14 protein-coding genes and 2 riboswitches are annotated in these 15496 nt (G+C 67.2%); of the genes, 6 read left to right on the top strand and 8 right to left on the bottom strand.

What is annotated here, in order from left to right:
- Positions 1 to 43: 43 nt before the first annotated feature.
- Positions 44 to 1042 carry a DMT family transporter gene (locus LDO86_RS06805; RefSeq protein ID WP_018771627.1) on the bottom strand — a complete coding sequence of 333 codons (999 nt, stop codon included), beginning with the start codon at positions 1040 to 1042 and terminating at the stop codon, positions 44 to 46.
- 32 nt (positions 1043 to 1074) lie between these two features.
- On the opposite strand from LDO86_RS06805, the gene LDO86_RS06800 reads away from it, so the two are divergent.
- Positions 1075 to 1308 carry an RNA-binding S4 domain-containing protein gene (locus LDO86_RS06800; protein WP_018771626.1) on the top strand — a complete coding sequence of 78 codons (234 nt, stop codon included), beginning with the start codon at positions 1075 to 1077 and terminating at the stop codon, positions 1306 to 1308.
- Positions 1309 to 1392: 84 nt separating this feature from the next.
- On the opposite strand, the gene LDO86_RS06795 is transcribed toward LDO86_RS06800, so the two are convergent.
- On the bottom strand, positions 1393 to 2043 hold the full coding sequence (locus LDO86_RS06795) for an alpha/beta fold hydrolase (protein ID WP_018771625.1): 651 nt from the start codon (positions 2041 to 2043) through the stop codon (positions 1393 to 1395).
- 78 nt (positions 2044 to 2121) lie between these two features.
- Here LDO86_RS06795 and LDO86_RS06790 point away from each other — a divergent pair, with 78 nt between their 5' ends.
- Both LDO86_RS06790 and LDO86_RS06785 read left to right on the top strand, forming a co-directional pair.
- Positions 2122 to 2991: an SGNH/GDSL hydrolase family protein gene (locus LDO86_RS06790; RefSeq protein WP_018771624.1), complete on the top strand. Its 870-nt coding sequence runs from the start codon at positions 2122 to 2124 to the stop codon at positions 2989 to 2991.
- A 49-nt stretch (positions 2992 to 3040) separates the two neighbouring features.
- Positions 3041 to 3646 (top strand): hypothetical protein, encoded by a 606-nt coding sequence (locus LDO86_RS06785; RefSeq protein WP_018771623.1) that lies wholly within the window; start codon positions 3041 to 3043, stop codon positions 3644 to 3646.
- A 64-nt stretch (positions 3647 to 3710) separates the two neighbouring features.
- Here LDO86_RS06785 and LDO86_RS06780 read toward each other — a convergent pair whose 3' ends face one another.
- Both LDO86_RS06780 and mmsB read right to left on the bottom strand, forming a co-directional pair.
- Positions 3711 to 5195 (bottom strand): CoA-acylating methylmalonate-semialdehyde dehydrogenase, encoded by a 1485-nt coding sequence (locus LDO86_RS06780; RefSeq protein WP_018771622.1) that lies wholly within the window; start codon positions 5193 to 5195, stop codon positions 3711 to 3713.
- A gap of 34 nt (positions 5196 to 5229) precedes the next feature.
- The gene (gene mmsB, locus LDO86_RS06775; protein ID WP_018771621.1) at positions 5230 to 6150 is read right to left on the bottom strand and encodes a 3-hydroxyisobutyrate dehydrogenase; all 921 of its coding nucleotides are present in this window, start codon (positions 6148 to 6150) and stop codon (positions 5230 to 5232) included.
- A gap of 135 nt (positions 6151 to 6285) precedes the next feature.
- Between mmsB and LDO86_RS06770 the strand changes: the two genes are divergently transcribed.
- The gene (locus LDO86_RS06770; protein ID WP_223994582.1) at positions 6286 to 7194 is read left to right on the top strand and encodes a LysR family transcriptional regulator; all 909 of its coding nucleotides are present in this window, start codon (positions 6286 to 6288) and stop codon (positions 7192 to 7194) included.
- A 35-nt stretch (positions 7195 to 7229) separates the two neighbouring features.
- Here the strand turns inward: LDO86_RS06770 and LDO86_RS06765 are convergent, their stop codons facing one another.
- From LDO86_RS06765 to LDO86_RS06750, 4 genes are all read right to left on the bottom strand, one after another.
- Positions 7230 to 8375 (bottom strand): zinc-binding dehydrogenase, encoded by a 1146-nt coding sequence (locus LDO86_RS06765; protein WP_018771619.1) that lies wholly within the window; start codon positions 8373 to 8375, stop codon positions 7230 to 7232.
- Positions 8376 to 8383: 8 nt separating this feature from the next.
- Positions 8384 to 9766, bottom strand: a complete 1383-nt coding sequence (locus tag LDO86_RS06760) for an MFS transporter (protein ID WP_018771618.1) — start codon at positions 9764 to 9766, stop codon at positions 8384 to 8386.
- Positions 9767 to 9932: 166 nt separating this feature from the next.
- The gene (locus tag LDO86_RS06755; RefSeq protein ID WP_018771617.1) at positions 9933 to 11048 is read right to left on the bottom strand and encodes a homoserine O-acetyltransferase; all 1116 of its coding nucleotides are present in this window, start codon (positions 11046 to 11048) and stop codon (positions 9933 to 9935) included.
- A 12-nt stretch (positions 11049 to 11060) separates the two neighbouring features.
- Positions 11061 to 11176: riboswitch (SAM riboswitch) on the bottom strand.
- A 100-nt stretch (positions 11177 to 11276) separates the two neighbouring features.
- Positions 11277 to 12599: a bifunctional o-acetylhomoserine/o-acetylserine sulfhydrylase gene (locus LDO86_RS06750; RefSeq protein ID WP_018771616.1), complete on the bottom strand. Its 1323-nt coding sequence runs from the start codon at positions 12597 to 12599 to the stop codon at positions 11277 to 11279.
- A 43-nt stretch (positions 12600 to 12642) separates the two neighbouring features.
- Positions 12643 to 12757: riboswitch (SAM riboswitch) on the bottom strand.
- Positions 12758 to 12975: 218 nt separating this feature from the next.
- On the opposite strand from LDO86_RS06750, the gene LDO86_RS06745 reads away from it, so the two are divergent.
- Together LDO86_RS06745 and LDO86_RS06740 are read left to right on the top strand one after the other, a co-directional pair.
- On the top strand, positions 12976 to 13614 hold the full coding sequence (locus tag LDO86_RS06745; protein WP_026266126.1) for a VOC family protein: 639 nt from the start codon (positions 12976 to 12978) through the stop codon (positions 13612 to 13614).
- A gap of 189 nt (positions 13615 to 13803) precedes the next feature.
- Positions 13804 to 15456, top strand: coding sequence for an HNH endonuclease signature motif containing protein (locus tag LDO86_RS06740; RefSeq protein ID WP_223994579.1), 1653 nt, complete (start codon positions 13804 to 13806; stop codon positions 15454 to 15456).
- Positions 15457 to 15496: the final 40 nt, after the last annotated feature.

Genomic DNA, 15496 nt, shown 5'->3' with positions numbered 1-15496 from the left:
GGTGCCGGGGCGAATGAAGGAAGATCGTTGAAAAGCTCGTGTCCTAGCGTACCGGCCGCTGCCTGCGGAGCGCGCCCCGCGGCCACGGCAGAGTTGCCAGGATGATCGCGGCGAGGGTCAGCAGGGTCCCGAGGACGGTGGCCGGGGCGACGACGGTGCCCGGGGCGGGCAGCGCCAGGTCCAGGGCCAGCGAGCCGAGCAGCTGGCCGGCAATCATGCCCAGCCCGGTGACCAGTACGCCAAGGCTGCGGACCAGGAGGGCGCCGAGCCCAATGAAGACGCAGCCCATGGGACCGCCCAGGTAGTACCACCATTCGGACGGCAGCGGGTTGGCTGGGCCGGCCACCGCCAGCTTCACCGCCAGCGCTGTCCAGAGCACGATGCAGCCGGCCACGAAGTTGACCAGGGTGGCCGCGATCGGTGTGCCGTAGTGGACGGTGGCGGTGCCGTTCATGGCCTGCTGGAAGCTCATCAGGAAGCCAGCCGCCACGGGCAGCAGGATGGGAAGCAGCAGGGAGGACGGACCACCGTCGGTTCCGCCGGCCTCCGCGCCGCTGAACCGGGGCGAAACCGCCCAGGCGACGGCGGCGATAGTGAGGACGCAGCCAATGATGCGGATGCCGGTGACGGATTTCTTCCCGGCCGGCCCGATTCCCAGGCGGTCCACCAGCAGGCCGCTCACGGTCTGCCCGGTGACCGTGGCCACGGTGAAGAGTGCCACGCCCAGGATGCCCACCGTGAACGACTGGGCAAAAACGAACAGCGCGCCGATGGCACCGGCCACCACGTAGATACGTGGAAAGGCGCGTTTGCGGACCGCGGGAAGGATGCCGGCCAGCCCCGCCCGCCCGCGCGGCAGGACCAGCGAAATCACGATCATGACCAGCAGGCCTGTGCTGAAACTCACGGCCGCCGCGGCGATGCCGTCACCGAGGCGGGCGCCCAGGGCCCCGTTGATGCGCCCCTGGACTGGGATGGCAAGGCCGGAACCCACGGCCAGGGGCAGGCCTGCGAGCACCGGCAGGCGGGAAGGGGAGGTCATTGAATCCACCTTAGTTCAGGCATTATTGCTCTATGAGCAACCCCATTGACGACGTCCCCATCCGCGACAGCATGATCCGGCTGGGCCAGCTGCTGAAGCTCGCCAACCTCGTGGAGGACGGCGTGGAGGCGGCGGCGCTCATCAAGAACGGGCTGGTCAAGGTCAACGGCGAAATCGACGACCGCCGCGGCCGCCAGCTGCACAACGGCGACGTTGTCACGGTGAACGGACAGAGTGTCCGGGTAGTGGCGCCCGAAACGGACTGACGCAACGCAGGCGCACTGCCCGGCGGAGGACGTGCAGGCCGCGTGACGTGACGTCCGCCGGGACTGCCGGCCGCCGTCGTACGCCTACTTGTTCAGCACCTCGTGAGTGAGGAACTCCCCCACGTGCCCGATCTCCTGCTGGTTGATCCCGTGCCACATGCCGGTGTAGAGCACCTTGGTGAGCTTGACGTGCTTGCGGACCCAGCCCATGGTGTACTCGATCTTGTCCTGGGTGATCACCGGATCCTGCTGGTCCCGGCCCCAGAACATGGGCACGGTGCCGTCCAGCTCATCGTCCCTGAACGAAGGGTCGCCGGCTGCGTCCACCACGAAACCGGACAGTCCGACGACGGCAGCGAAGTCCGTGGGCCGCTGCCGCAGGAGCGTGGTTGCCATGGCCATGCCCATGGAGAAGCCGAGCAGGGTCACCGACGGATGCCCCACCCGGATGGTGTCGATCCACTCCAGTACGTACGCCGAGGCCTTCTTGACCCGCTCCAGCGAGTACTCGATGGAGGCCGTGAGCGGGAACCAAGTGAAGCCGGGGCCCGTGGCGATCGGCGCACGCACGGACGCGACGGCGAAGTCCCCGGGCAGCAGGTCGGCCAGGCTGAGCAGGTCCCGCTCATTGGCGCCGTAGCCGTGGAGGAGCACCAGCAGCGGCTTGCCGTCGCGCTGGTCCTCCGGATGGGACCACAGGACAACGGGGGCAGGAAATACTTCGGCGTCAGTCATGGTTTCCATTCATATCAGTTACCCACAAGTAACAACCTACGTTCGCGTAGGCAGTGAAGCGGAAGGCAGGATAGGACCGTGACTGACGCAAGTGACATCAAGGCCCCGTCCGCGCACCCGGGATCCCACCCGTGGACCCGTTACGTGGCGATGGGCGATTCCTTCACCGAGGGCATCGGCGACCCCGAACCCGCGAGCCCCGGCGGCCACCGCGGCTGGGCCGACAGGGTGGCCGAGGAGCTGGGCAGGACCCAGCCTGACTTCGCCTACGCCAACCTGGCCGTCCGCGGCCGCCTGCTGCAGCAGATCGTTGACCAGCAGCTGGCGCCTGCCCTGGAGCTGAAGCCGGACCTGGTAACCCTGTCGGCGGGCGGCAACGACCTCATCCGCCCGGGCGGCGACCCGGACGTGCTGGCCGAAAAGCTCGATTCCGTGGTCCAGATCCTGTCCCTGGGTGGTGCCACGGTGGTCCTGTTCAACGGACCTGACACCGGCTCGTCAGTGCTCGGCAGGATCCGCAGCAAGGTGGCCATCTACAACGAGAACCTGCGGACGGTGGCAACGCGGCACGACGCCATCATCGCGGACATGTGGTCGCTGCGGCAGTTGAGCGATCCGCAGATGTGGGACCAGGACCGGCTGCACTTCTCCCCGCTGGGGCACCACACCATAGCGGCCATGGTGCTGGACGCGCTCAACGTTGAGCATTCCCTGGAGCCGCTGCAGCCCAAGCCCCTGCCGCCCCGGACCTGGCGCGAGGCCAGGAGCGGGGACCTGGTGTGGGCGCGCGAATACTTCGTGCCGTGGGTGCTGCGGCGGCTGCGCCGCCAGTCCTCCGGGGACGGCATCACGGCAAAGCGGCCGACGCCGGGCCCCGTCTTCGGTCCGGGCGTTCCCTTGGGTGCGGGTGAGGGCCCGTTGGGAACGTCGGAGCCCAGCCGCCGGTAAGGCCGCCCGGGGTTAGGCTGGAAGGACAACACTCGAGAGGCGCGGCACCGTGAGCAGCTTGTTTTTCTGGATTATCGTCCTGTCCTTCGTCGTCCCCATGGCCATGCGGATGTACCGGCGGTCCGTGGCACGGCGGGACCGGGACCAGTCGTTGCCCGGGCGCTTCCCTGAACAGTTCCCGGGGCAATACGGACAAGACGGGTATCCCGGCCCCGGCCAGTACCCGGGACCGGGCCAGTATCCAGGCTCGGCCGGGCCGCAGAGCAACCAGCCCCGCGACGGCTATACCCAGCAGGACTACTTCTCCGGCGGCTTCCGCAGTATCCAGCGGCCGCAGCCCCTGGGCGACCCGCAGCCGTTGCCCCACCAGTACGGCCAGCAGCCTCTGCCGGACCCCGGCTACGGTCCCCCGCAGGGACAGGGGTTTGGTCAGCCAGGCTTTGGCCAGCCCGGCTTTGATCAGCAGGGGTCTCAGCAGCCGCGTCCCGGAGAGCCGACGCCGGGACAGTCCCCAGCGCCGGCCACTCCCCCGCCGCCGGCGGCACCGCAAGGGTACCGCGCCCGCAAGCTCGCGGAACTGGACCAGCAGTACACCAACGGTGAGCTGTCCATGGAGGACTACATGAAGCGGCGCAGCGACATCATGAACGGCTAGTAACAGGAGCGCCACCGGGCCTGCCCGGTGGCGCTCCTTTATGCGTTCAGTGCTCCTGTCAAGCTCAGTGGACCTGCGGGAAGCCCAGGTCAATCACCGAGGTGGAGGGATCCGGCCAGCGCGTGGTCACCACCTTGCCCCGGGTGTAGAACCGGATGCTGTCCGGGCCGTACATGTGGGTGTCGCCGAACAGCGAGTTCTTCCAGCCGCCGAACGAGAACGTGCCTACCGGCACCGGAATGGGCACGTTGACGCCCACCATGCCTGCCTCGACGTCGAACTCGAACTGCCGGGCCGCCCCGCCGTCACGGGTGAAGATGGCCGTGCCGTTGCCGAACTCGTTGTCGTTGACCAGCTTCACGGCGTCGCCGTAGGTATCGACGCGGACCACGGACAGGACCGGGCCGAAGATCTCGTCGTCGTACACCTTCATGCCCGGCTTGACGTGGTCCACCAGGCTGACGCCGATGAAGAATCCGTTTGAATCGAACTGCTGCGAGCGCCCGTCCACAACCACGGATGCGCCTTCATTTTCGGCCCCCGCCACATAGGAGGCCACGCGGTCCCGGTGCTCCGCGGTGATCAAGGGGCCCATCTGGGACGCGGGGTCCGTTCCCGGGCCGATCTTCAAACCCGCCATGCGGCTGGAGATTGCCTTCACCAGGTCGTCCGCGATGTTGCCCACGGCCACCAGGACGCTGACGGCCATGCAGCGTTCGCCGGCTGACCCGTAGGCGGCCGAAACCGCAGCGTCGGCAGCCATGTCCAGGTCGGCGTCGGGAAGCACCACCATGTGGTTCTTTGCACCGCCCAGTGCCTGCACCCGCTTGCCGTGTTCTGCCGCCCGCTTGTAGATCGACTGGGCAACGGGAGTGGAGCCGACAAAACTCACGGCTTTGACGTCCGGGTGCTCCAGCAGGACATCCACGGCTTCCTTGTCACCGTGGACCACGTTCAGCACCCCGGCCGGCAGGCCCGCTTCGGCGAAGGCCTCCGCGATGAAGACGGCGGCCGACGGGTCCTTCTCGCTGGGCTTCAGCAGCACGGTGTTGCCGCAGGCCAGGGCACTGCCGATCATCCACAGCGGCACCATGGCCGGGAAGTTGAACGGCGTAATGCAGGCTACGACGCCCACCGGCTGGCGGACGGAGTGCACGTCCACCCCGGTGGAGACCTGCTCGGACCGCTCGCCCTTGAGCATGTGGGACAGGCCGGTGGCGAAATCGATGTTCTCCAGGCCGCGGGCGATTTCGCCCTCTGCGTCGGAGAGGACCTTCCCGTGCTCGCTGGTGAGGATGGCCGCGAGCTCGGGCTTCCGCTGGGTCAGGATTTCGCGGACCCGGAAGAAGATGCCGGTCCGCCGGGCCAGGCTGGTGGCCCGCCAGGCCGGCAGCGCGGAACGGGCAGCCGCGATGGCTTCCTCTGTCCGTGCCGCCGAGGCAAGCGCCACCTGCTTCTCCTGTTCACCGGTGGCTGGATTGAACACCGGGCCGAAGCGGTCTGCGTCGCTGACGCGGGTGCCGTTGATGTAGTGCGGGATGGTTTCCACGGGGAGTCTCTTTTCCTGCGTTGCGTGGTGCGGGCTAGTTGGCGGACGGCGCCGGGTTGGCGGGTTCGAGTGAGCCGTCCACGAGCTTGATGATCATGGAGCAGTCCTTGCCGGCGTCACCGGCGTCAATAAGCCGCTGGAACAGCTGCTGGACGTGCCTGCCGATCTCCAGGGGCGTGCCGGTATCCTCGGCTGCGCTGATGGCCAGCCCAATGTCCTTGTTCGCCAGCTCTGTGGTGAAGGTGGGCGCGAAGCCGTTGTTCGAGGCTGCGGTGGGAACCACGCCGGGCACCGGGTACCAGGTCCGCAGTGCCCACGAGTCGCCCGAGGAGACAGAGGCAATGTTCCAAAAGACCTGCTTGTCCAGGCCCAGCCGGTCGGCAAGCACAGCGCCCTCCGCGGTGGAGGCCAGGTTGATGAAAAGCATCAGGTTGTTGCAGATCTTGGCCGCCTGCCCCGTGGTGGGGCCGCCCGTGGGGATGATGTTGGCGGCCATGGGGCCGATGTAGCCCGTGGCGTCCGCCACGGCCCCCTCTTCGCCGCCAACCATGAAAGTAAGCGTTCCCGCTTCCGCCCCGCTCATTCCACCCGACACCGGGGCGTCCAAGAAGCGGAAGCCGGCGGCAGCAGCGGCGTCGTGCAGTTCCTGGGCGGAGGCGACGTCGATGGTCGAGGAGTCAATCAGAAGCGTCCGGGTGTCCGCGTGCGCCAGCACGCCGTCCCCGCCGAGATACACCGCACGGGCGTGTTCACCCTTGGGCAGCATGGTGAACACGGCGTCCGCACCATCCACCGCTTCGGCGATGCTGGCGGTCCGCTTGACGCCGCCTGCTTCAGCGGCTGCCAGGGCTGCCGGGTTGAGGTCGAAACCGCGCACATCATGCCCGGCTTTCGCCAGGTTTACGGACATGTGGCCGCCCATGTTGCCCAGGCCAATCCAACCGATAACTGCCACGAGTAAGCTCCTTTGCTTCCATTCCAGCCGTACTGCCGGCATGTCTGTGTCAACGATCACACCCTGTTAGAGTGCAATCAAGGGGAAAAATCACAGAGGCCATGTGCACTGCTGCACATCGAAGGAAGGACCGGAGTGGACCTGAGACGGTTGCCAAGCCCCGACGACCTGCTCATCCTGCTCACCGTTGCCCGCCTGGGCCGGTTCAACGCGGTAGCCGAGACGCTGGGAACAACCCACACCACCATCTCCCGCCGCATCCTCGCCCTGGACAGGCAACTGGGCGGCCGGACTTTGGAACGCAGCCCGCAGGGTTGGGAGCTGACGCAGCTCGGTGCCGCGGCCGTGGAAGCGGCAGAGGCGATCGAAGGTACCCTTGGCTCGCTGTCCGGCCTGATCAGCCAGGACCAAAGCACCCTCGCCGGCCTGGTCCGCGTCGCCACGACGGACGGCGTGGGAGCAGTGTTCGTCACCCCGTCGCTGGTGCGGCTCCAGCAGCAAAACCCGCAGCTGAACATCGAAATGCTCAGCGCCACCCGGAAAGTCAGCCAGAACCGGTCGGGCGTGGACCTGGAGATCGTGGTGGGCCGGGCGGACGTCACCACCGCGCAGACAATCTTCCTGAGCAACTACTACCTGCGCCTCTACGCAAGCTCAGCGTATGCCGCCCGGCATGGCCTGCCGGAAACGCTCGACGACGTGGGGCAGCACGGGTTTGTGTCCTACGTCGAGTCCGCACTCCAGGTGGCGGAGCTGGGGCCGCGCTGGTCCTCGCAGCTTCCGCTGCCCAGGACGAGCTTCCAGGCCACCAGCGTGTTCGCCCAGGTGGAGGCGGTGCGGCAGGGTGCGGGCATTGGGCTGCTGCCCAACTTCATGGTGGCGGGCTGCGGGGACTTCGTGCCCGTCCTGGCGGCCGACTTTGAGCGCCAGCTCCCCATCTGGGCCGTTGCCCGCCCGGAGTCGCTCCGGTCCGCACCGGTCCAGGCGGTGATTGCGGCACTCAAGGCGGAAATGAAGGAGCGCTCCGGGGTGCTGGCGGGGTAGGCGCTGTTCTTGCGGACCCAGGCCCCCCGCACAAGTCAGGCCTGGAACAGCCGCCTTACCACCTGCCCGGATGCCAGCGCGTCCAGGCCCTCATTGATCTCGCTGAGCGGCCGGGTGTCAGTGTGCAGCAGCTCAACCGGCAGCCTGCCTTCGCGCCAGAACGCCAGGTACTGCGGAATGTCGCGCGCCGGCACGGCATCCCCCATGTAGGAGCCCAGCAGCCGTTTTCCCGCCCCGGCAAACTGCAGGGCCGGCACCGTCAACTGGGCGGACGGATGGGGCAGGCCCACCGACACCACGGCGCCTCCCCGCGTCACCTGCTCCAGGCAGGAGGCGATAACGCCTGCTGATCCCACCGCTTCAATGGCAACGTCCACACCGTCCCCGGACGCTTCCGCGATCAGCCGTGCCGCGTCCTCCGGCGTTCCCACCGATGTGGCGCCGGCGTCGCGGGCCAGCTGGTGCTTGCCTTGGTTTGGATCGATGGCAATGACGTCGGCGGCTCCAGCGAGGCGCGCTGCCATGACGGCTGACAGGCCCACGGCTCCGAGGCCGAACACCGCTACGGACTGCCCCGGACTGACAGCCGCGGTATTCAACACTGCACCCATTCCGGTGAGCACGGCGCAACCAAACATCGCGGCAACCGTGTCCGGGACGTCGTCGTCGATCACCACCACCGATTCCCTTGCCACCACTGCGTAATCGGCGAAGGCCGAGACGCCAAGGTGGTGGTTGATCCGTTCCCCTGCCGGAGTCCGCAGCAGTGCCGGCCCGTGCAGCAGGTCGCCGGAGCCATTGACCTCTGCTGCACGGTGGCAGAGGGCCGGCCGGCCGGCCAGGCATGCACGGCACCCGCCACAGCTCGGCACGAAGACCAGCACCACATGGTCGCCCACGGACACGTCGGACACGCCGGCCCCCACGGACACCACCCGACCCACCGCCTCGTGGCCCAAGGCCATGGGCAGCGGCCGGACGCGGGAACCGTCCACCACCGAGAGGTCCGAGTGGCAGAGGCTGGAGTAGGTGATGGCAACACCAAGCTCACCGGCGCGGGGCTCCGGCTGCGCCAGTTCCTGCACCAGCAGCGGAGCGGCCTCGGAGTAGGTCTGCTTCCCGTTGCCGGCCCCCGTGGTGGGGGCGGCGGGAACGGTGGAGTACAGGACGGCGGCTTTCACGGATCCTGCTACTTCTTGCGGGCGGCAAGGAGGTCGGCGGTGCCCTGGGCGTCGGCGGCGTCCACGTCGTGCAGCGAGATGCCGCGGGTTTCCTTCAGGAAGTAGACCGCGACGGCGGTAATGGCGCAGGCGATCAGCAGGTAGACCGCCACGGGGACGGAGGACTTGTAGGCGCCCAGGAGCGAGGCGGCGATGATCGGGGCCAGGGATCCTGCCACGATCGACGTCACCTGGTAGCCCAGGGACACCCCGGAGTAGCGCATCCGGGTGGGGAACATTTCCGCCATGATGGCAGGCTGCCCGGCGTACATGAAGGCGTGGAACACCAGGCCGATCATGATGGCGGCCAGGATGATGGCATCGTTCTTGGTGTCCATCATGGGGAAGGCGAAGAAGCCCCAGGTGGCCCCCATGATGGCGCCGGCCATGTAGACGGGCCTGCGGCCAAACCGGTCCGACAGCTTGCCGACCATGGGCACGACGGCGAAGTGCAGGGCGTGGGCAAGGAGCAGCAGGAGGAGGATGCGGGTGGTGTCGGCCTGGACCACGGTTTTCAGGTAGGTGATGGAGAACGTGACCACGAGGTAGTACAGGATGTTTTCCGCCAGGCGCAGGCCCATGGCGGTGAAGACGCCGCGGGGGTAGCGCCGGAATACCTCAGCGACGCCGTAGCCCTTGTGGCCGGCTTCGACCTCTTTGCGGGCTTCGAGGAAGATCGGTGCGTCATTGACCTTGGTGCGGATGTAGTAACCGATCAGGACGATCACCGCGGACAGCCAGAACGCTACGCGCCAGCCCCACCCCAGGAAGGCGTCCTGGGTCAACGTGGAGGACAGGGTGAACAAGACGGCGGTGGCAAGCAGGTTTCCCAGCGGCACTGCCGACTGTGGCCAGCTGGCCCAGAAACCGCGGGATTTGCTGGGGCTGTGTTCGGCCACGAGGAGGACGGCGCCGCCCCACTCGCCGCCAACGGCAAAGCCCTGGGCGAACCGGAGGACCACCAGCAGTGCGGGAGCCCAGTAGCCGATCTGCTGGAACGTGGGCAGGCAGCCCATGAGGAAGGTGGAGACGCCTACCAGGATGATGCTCAGCTGCAGCAGCTTCTTGCGTCCGAACTTGTCGCCGAAGTGGCCAAAGACGATGCCGCCGATGGGGCGCGCCACGAAACCGACGGCATAAGTGAGGAAGGCGGCGATGATGCCATCCAGTTCTGTGCCGGCGTTGGGGAAGAAGGCCTTTCCGAACACCAGGGTGGCAGCCGAGGCGTAGAGGAAGAACTCGTACCACTCAACAACGGTTCCGGCCATGGAGGCCGTAACCACTTTCTTAAGGCCTGAAGCCTTGACGTCGGTTTCCTCTGTGCGCCTTGCGGCGGAGCTTTCCGTACTCATGCGAACTCCTTCGGCGTCGTCGTCGACACCACGGGGACCAATCAATGGCGGCCGGGTGTGATGCACACCACGAACGCACCGGATTCGATTGAGTATGGTCTGCCTGCGGTGCAACCTCAACGCCGATTAGTGCAGAAGGCATCTGCAGGAATGCACATGCGGGGCGCTAGGCCAGGAAGCTGCTCCGGAGCTGGCTGCCCAGCTGCCCGATCTCTGTCAGGAACCCGTCGTGCCCGATCGGCGCCTGGATGACGTGCACGTCCACGTCCCCCGGCAGGGCCTGGGCCAGCTCACGGGACTGCGACGGGAAATACAGCCGGTCCGAATCCACGGCGGCCACGAAGAACCTGGCGGTGGACCTGGCCAGGGTTTCGGCCAGGGTTCCGCGGCCCCGGCAGATGTCATGGCTCATCAGCGCCTCGGTGAGGGCGATATAGCTGTTGGCGTCGAAGCGCTTCACGAGCTTGCTGCCCTGGTGGTCCAGGTAGCTTTCCACCTGGTAGCGGCCGCGGGCGGCCAGAGCCTCACCCTTCAGGGGCGACTCCGGCGCCTGGGGTTCCCGGCCGAAGCGGCCTTCCAGTTCAGCCGCGGACCGGTAGGTGATGTGGGCAATGCGCCGGGCAAGTGCCAGCCCGGCTTCCGGGCAGGGGCCGCCGTAGTAGTCGCCGCCGTTGAAGTGTGGGTCCTGCCGGATGGCCAGGGTCTGGGCCTGCGCGAAGGCGATCTGTTCCGCCGTGCTCGCGGCACCCACGGAGATGACGGCGCAGCGCTGCACCCTCTCCGGGTAGGTCACTGCCCATTCAAGGGCGCGGGCGCCGCCCATGGATCCGCCCAGGACAGCGAACCAGCTGCTGATGCCCAGCTGGTCAGCCAGCCGGGCCTCTGCCACCGTGCTGTCCCGCAGGGTGACCAGGGGGAAGCGGGAGCCCCAGGGGGCTCCGTCCGGGGCGGCCGACGACGGGCCCGTGGACCCGTAGCAGCCGCCCACGATGTTGACGGACACCACGAAGAACTTGTCCGTGTCCACGGGAGCGCCGGGACCGGCCAATTGTTCCCACCAGCCTTCTTCGTCCGTGTCGCCGCGGGTCACGTGGGTGCTGCCGGTCAGGGCGTGCTCGATCAGGATGGCGTTGCTGGCGTCGGCGTTGAGCGTGCCCCAGGTTTCGTAGGCCAGCGTGACGTCCGGGAGGTGCCCCCCGGCTTCGAGTTCCAGCCCTCCGATGGAGGCGTAGCGGACAATTCCGTGTTCGGGGATGGTGGTTCGGGCGACGGTAACCGTCATGGCAAGACCTCTTCTACGCGCTTGCCTGCCGTCGTCTGACCGGCAGGCCAGGTCCTCACCCGGGGCACCCCACCGCGGATGGAGGGTTGCCGGCCAGCAAGCCGGGGCTGTCACTGGCACTCATGACCTGGTTCGAGTGTACGAAACACCCCCCGCTCCAGGCCAAGAGTGTGACTGGTTGTGACTTCCCCGCTTGCCGGCCCTTCCGGCGTCAGCCCTGGCGCGCTTTTAGCTCTGGGCGTCTTTGGCAGCGCGGAAACCCGCTTCCAGGTCGGCCAGGATGTCGTCGATGTGCTCCAGGCCAACAGAGAGCCGGACCAGTCCCGGATTCACCCCGGCCACCGCTTGCTGCTCCGGCGAGAGCTGGCTGTGGGTGGTCGACGCCGGGTGGATGACCAGGGAGCGGACGTCGCCGATGTTGGCCACGTGGGAGTGCAGCTCCAGGGCGTCGACGAAGCGCTTGCCCGCCTCCGCTCCGCCGGCAAGGTTGAAGGCCACGACGGCGCCCGTTCCCTTGGGCCCGTACTTGCGGCCACGCTCGTACCAGGGGCTGGAGGGCAACCCGGCGTAGGCGACGGATTCGACGTCGTCCCGTCCTTCCAGCCAGCGCGCCACTTCAGTGGCGTTGGCAACGTGGCGTTCCACCCGCAGGCTCAGCGTCTCCAGGCCCTGGGAGATCAGGAAGGCGTTGAAGGGGGAAACCGCCGAGCCAAGGTCGCGCAGCAGCTGGACGCGGGCCTTGAGGATGTAGGAGAGGTTGGCACCCAGCGCACCGTCGGCGCCTAGGTCGCGGGCGTAGACCAGGCCGTTGTAGGTGGGGTCCGGGGTGTTGAAGCCGGGGAACCGTTCAGGGTCCTTGCCGAAGTCGAATTTGCCGGAGTCCACGATCACGCCGGCAATTGCGGAGCCGTGGCCGCCCAGGTATTTGGTGGCGGAGTGGATCACGATGTCCGCACCCCACTCCAGTGGGCGGATCAGGTAGGGCGTGGACAGGGTGTTGTCCACGATCAGTGGCACGCCTGCCTGGTGGGCCACCTCGGAGATGCCTTCGATGTCCAGGACGTCCTGGCGGGGATTGGACACCACTTCACCGAAAAAGAGCTTGGTGTTCGGCTGGACGGCGTCGCGCCACTGGTCCAGGTTGTCGGGATCCTGGACGAAGGTGACCGAGATGCCGAACTTCTTCAGGGTGTGGGCGAACAGGTTGTACGTTCCGCCATAAAGGCTGGGGCTCGCCACAATATGGTCCCCCGCCTCCGCAATGTTCAGCACCGCGAACGTCTCGGCGGCCTGGCCAGAGCTCAGCAGCAATGCGGCCAGGCCTCCCTCAAGGCTGGCGATCCGCTGTTCGACGGCATCCTGGGTGGGGTTGCCGATCCGGGTGTAGATGGGTGCAAGTTCGGCGAGGGCAAAGCGGTTGGCTGCGCTTTCGGCGCTGGGGAACACGAAGGACGTGGTCTGGTAAATGGGGAGCGCGCGGGCTCCTGTGGCACTGTCGGGCTCCTGGCCGGCATGGATCTGGCGGGTTTCGAAAGACCATCCGTTGGACATCTCAGTCTCCTATGACATGGGCCCGGAATGCGTGGGGCAGTACGGGCCGCGCTTGCTTCCGGCTCTTGCCGGACAGCCAGGTCCTCACCCGGGGCACCCCACCGCGGGTGGAGGGTTGCCGGCCAGCGAGCCGGGGCTTGGCGCTGGCGCTCATGACCTGCGCCCAGTCTAGGAACGGGGTAGTCGCCGTGGACAGCATTGTGACGAACAAGGTCGCCCTGCATGGCTTTCGAGCCGCCACAGGTGGGCCGCCCCGCACCCGGCCGGGGACGCCGCCGTCGTCCTTCTTGCCCATGTTCCCGGCCCTTTTCCCGGCCCTTTTCCAGTAAGGGTACCCTTAGCTGAGAGCCGGATCACAAAGTGCCAAGATGTTGCCATGCGCATGGATCACGTCTCTTACGCCTGTGAACAAGATGGCCTCGCGGCCACTACCGAACGTATTTCATCTGCCCTCGGCGTTGAGGCAGTGAAGGGCGGGGTGCACCCCCGGTTCGGAACCCGGAATATGATCATCCCGCTCGCCGGGCACAAGTACCTGGAAGTCGTAGAGGTCCTGGACCACCCGGCTTCGGACAAGGCACCGTTCGGACAGGCCGTGCGTGCCCGTTCCGCGGCCGGTGGCGGCTGGATGGGCTGGTGCGTCGAAGTGGACGACCTCGCCCCGTTCGAGGCACGCCTTGGCCGCGCCGCGGTGAACGGCAACCGCAAGTTCCCGGACGGCCGGGAGCTGGTCTGGAAACAGATTGGCATCCTTGGCCTTATCGCCGATCCCCAGGTGCCGTACATGCTCAAGTGGGAAGGCGACCCGGCACTGCACCCGTCCAACGCCTACCCCAGCAACCTTAAGATGAGCTGCCTGACCATCGCCGGCTCCGCGTCCCGCGTGACCGAGTGGCTGGGTGAACCGGTGGAGAAGCCGCTTGAGGACGTGGCGGTGGAGTGGGTCGCCCCGCATGGAACTCCGGGCATCCTGTCGGTCACGTTTGAAACCGCCAACGGAGCCGTCACCATCTGACGCTCCACCCCAGCCTCCCGGAATGTCCGGGAGGGGGTTCACCGGGCCAGTACCCGGATCAGCTTCGGCCGCCATCAGGTGGTGACAACGGCGTCACTACCCGATGGCGGCCGAATTCATTTAAGTGGCTGCTTCCTACATCGCTGCGATCCAGGTCTGAATGTCGGTGCCTCGCTGGATGATGTGGGTATGGGAATCGGCACGGGTGTTGGGGTGGTGTTGGAGGGTGTTTCTGCCTCTGTTGCTGCCCTCGATGCTCTTACCCGTGAGGATCATTTCCTTGCCGCCGGGACCGGTGTTGGCGCTGACGTGGATGTGCTGCAGCGGCGGTACGAGCTCCGGCTGGAACGGCTGGAGGCAGTCTCCCGGGTCGAGGCTCAGCTCGCCGCGGTGAAAGCCCTGGACGCGGCAGAAGCGGTCGAAATCCAGCAGGCACTGCTTGCCCCCGACGCCCCCGTGGATGAGCGCATGTTTTCGGAGATGTCAACGGTGGAGGAGATCGCCGGAGTCCTGACCGTCAGTTCCGCGGCCGCAGGCGGGTTGGTGGAACAGTCCCGCCGGGTGTGTTCCCTGCCGCCGCTCCTGGGCGCCCTGTCAGCCGGTGACCTGTCGTGGCAGCATGCCAGGATTGTCGCCGACGAAACCGAGGGGCTCACCCCTGACGGGGCTGCTGCCTTGGTGGCGCACTTCTTCGACCCCGACGCCCCCAACCCCGCCCGCGGCGCCGCCCCCGGCGAACTCGTCCCCGCCCGGTTCCGCGCCAAGATCCGCGCCTGGCGGGAACGCCACCACCCCGAAACCCTCGAAAAACGCCACGCCAAAGGCGTCGCGGACCGGCGGATGGAATACACCCCCGACCGCGACGGCATGGCCTGGCTCTCGCTCTACCTCCCCGGCGACACCGCCTGCGCCATCTGGAACCGCACCACCGCCACCGCCCGCGGCCTGCAGGGCCCTGACGAGCCCCGCACCCTCACCCAACTCCGCCCCGACATCGCAGCATCACTCCTCCTCGGCGCCGGAACCACCACGGCCACCGGTGAGGCTGCTCCGGGTGGGGCTGCACGGGCTACAGGTGATACGGCGGCCGCAGGCAGCGTTTCCGGCACAGGGAGCACTGGTGATGTTGGCAAGGTCCCCACCCCTCGGGCCGATGTCCTGGTCACCGTCCCGGTCTTCGCCCTGCTCGGACTCACCGATGAGCCGGCCGTGCTGAACGGCATGGGCCCCATCCCTGCCTCAATGGCACGGAGGCTTGTCGCGGACGGGGCGGAGTCGTTCTACCGCGTCCTGGTCGACCCCCGCGACGGGGCACCACTGGAGATCGGACGCACCCGCTACCGGCTCCCCGAAACCATCAAACAATGGATCCGCATGCGGGACCGGAAATGCACCTTCCCCGGCTGCACCAACCACACCCCCGACAACCACACCGACCACCTCACAGCCTGGGAACACGGCGGCAGAACAGCCGTCCGGAACCTGGCGCAGCTATGCCCCAAACATCACCGCTTGAAGCACGCCCGCACCTGGAACCCGGATCCCGCGACGGAACACGGACCACCCGGCTGGACCTCACCCACAGGCCGCCACTACAACCCCGAACACCAAGACCCCGAACCAACCCACTGGCCGCCAGGAATAGTGCCGCTTGCCGCCGTTCCAGCCTGGCCGGAACCGGAAGTGGAGGAGCTTGAAATGGAGGAACCCGACGGCGACAACCTGCTGGACCCGGAGGACCTTTTCGCTGCTGATGCCCTCTGGGACGACTTCTACGCGAAACCCTTCGTGTTGCCACCAGACCCACAAGCAGACTGGCCGTTGCTGCTGACGCTGATGTGACAGCAACAAGCATGGCTGGAGTCGCCCAGGCTGGTGTCCA

It is taken from the genome of Arthrobacter sp. StoSoilB19, from assembly GCF_019977275.1.
Classification (GTDB): domain Bacteria; phylum Actinomycetota; class Actinomycetes; order Actinomycetales; family Micrococcaceae; genus Arthrobacter.
Note: the sequence above shows the minus strand (reverse complement) of the source record. Positions and strands in the feature narration are given on the sequence as shown.

Bases quoted from the DNA above. Each gene is read 5' to 3' on its own strand.
- LDO86_RS06805 (WP_018771627.1), bottom strand. From the start codon at position 1,042: ATGACCTCCCCTTCCCGCCTGCCGGTGCTCGCAGGCCTGCCCCTGGCC.
- LDO86_RS06800 (WP_018771626.1), top strand. From the start codon at position 1,075: ATGAGCAACCCCATTGACGACGTCCCCATCCGCGACAGCATGATCCGG.
- LDO86_RS06795 (WP_018771625.1), bottom strand. From the start codon at position 2,043: ATGACTGACGCCGAAGTATTTCCTGCCCCCGTTGTCCTGTGGTCCCAT.
- LDO86_RS06760 (WP_018771618.1), bottom strand. From the start codon at position 9,766: ATGAGTACGGAAAGCTCCGCCGCAAGGCGCACAGAGGAAACCGACGTC.
- LDO86_RS06755 (WP_018771617.1), bottom strand. From the start codon at position 11,048: ATGACGGTTACCGTCGCCCGAACCACCATCCCCGAACACGGAATTGTC.
- LDO86_RS06750 (WP_018771616.1), bottom strand. From the start codon at position 12,599: ATGTCCAACGGATGGTCTTTCGAAACCCGCCAGATCCATGCCGGCCAG.
- LDO86_RS06745 (WP_026266126.1), top strand. From the start codon at position 12,976: ATGCGCATGGATCACGTCTCTTACGCCTGTGAACAAGATGGCCTCGCG.
- LDO86_RS06740 (WP_223994579.1), top strand. From the start codon at position 13,804: ATGGGAATCGGCACGGGTGTTGGGGTGGTGTTGGAGGGTGTTTCTGCC.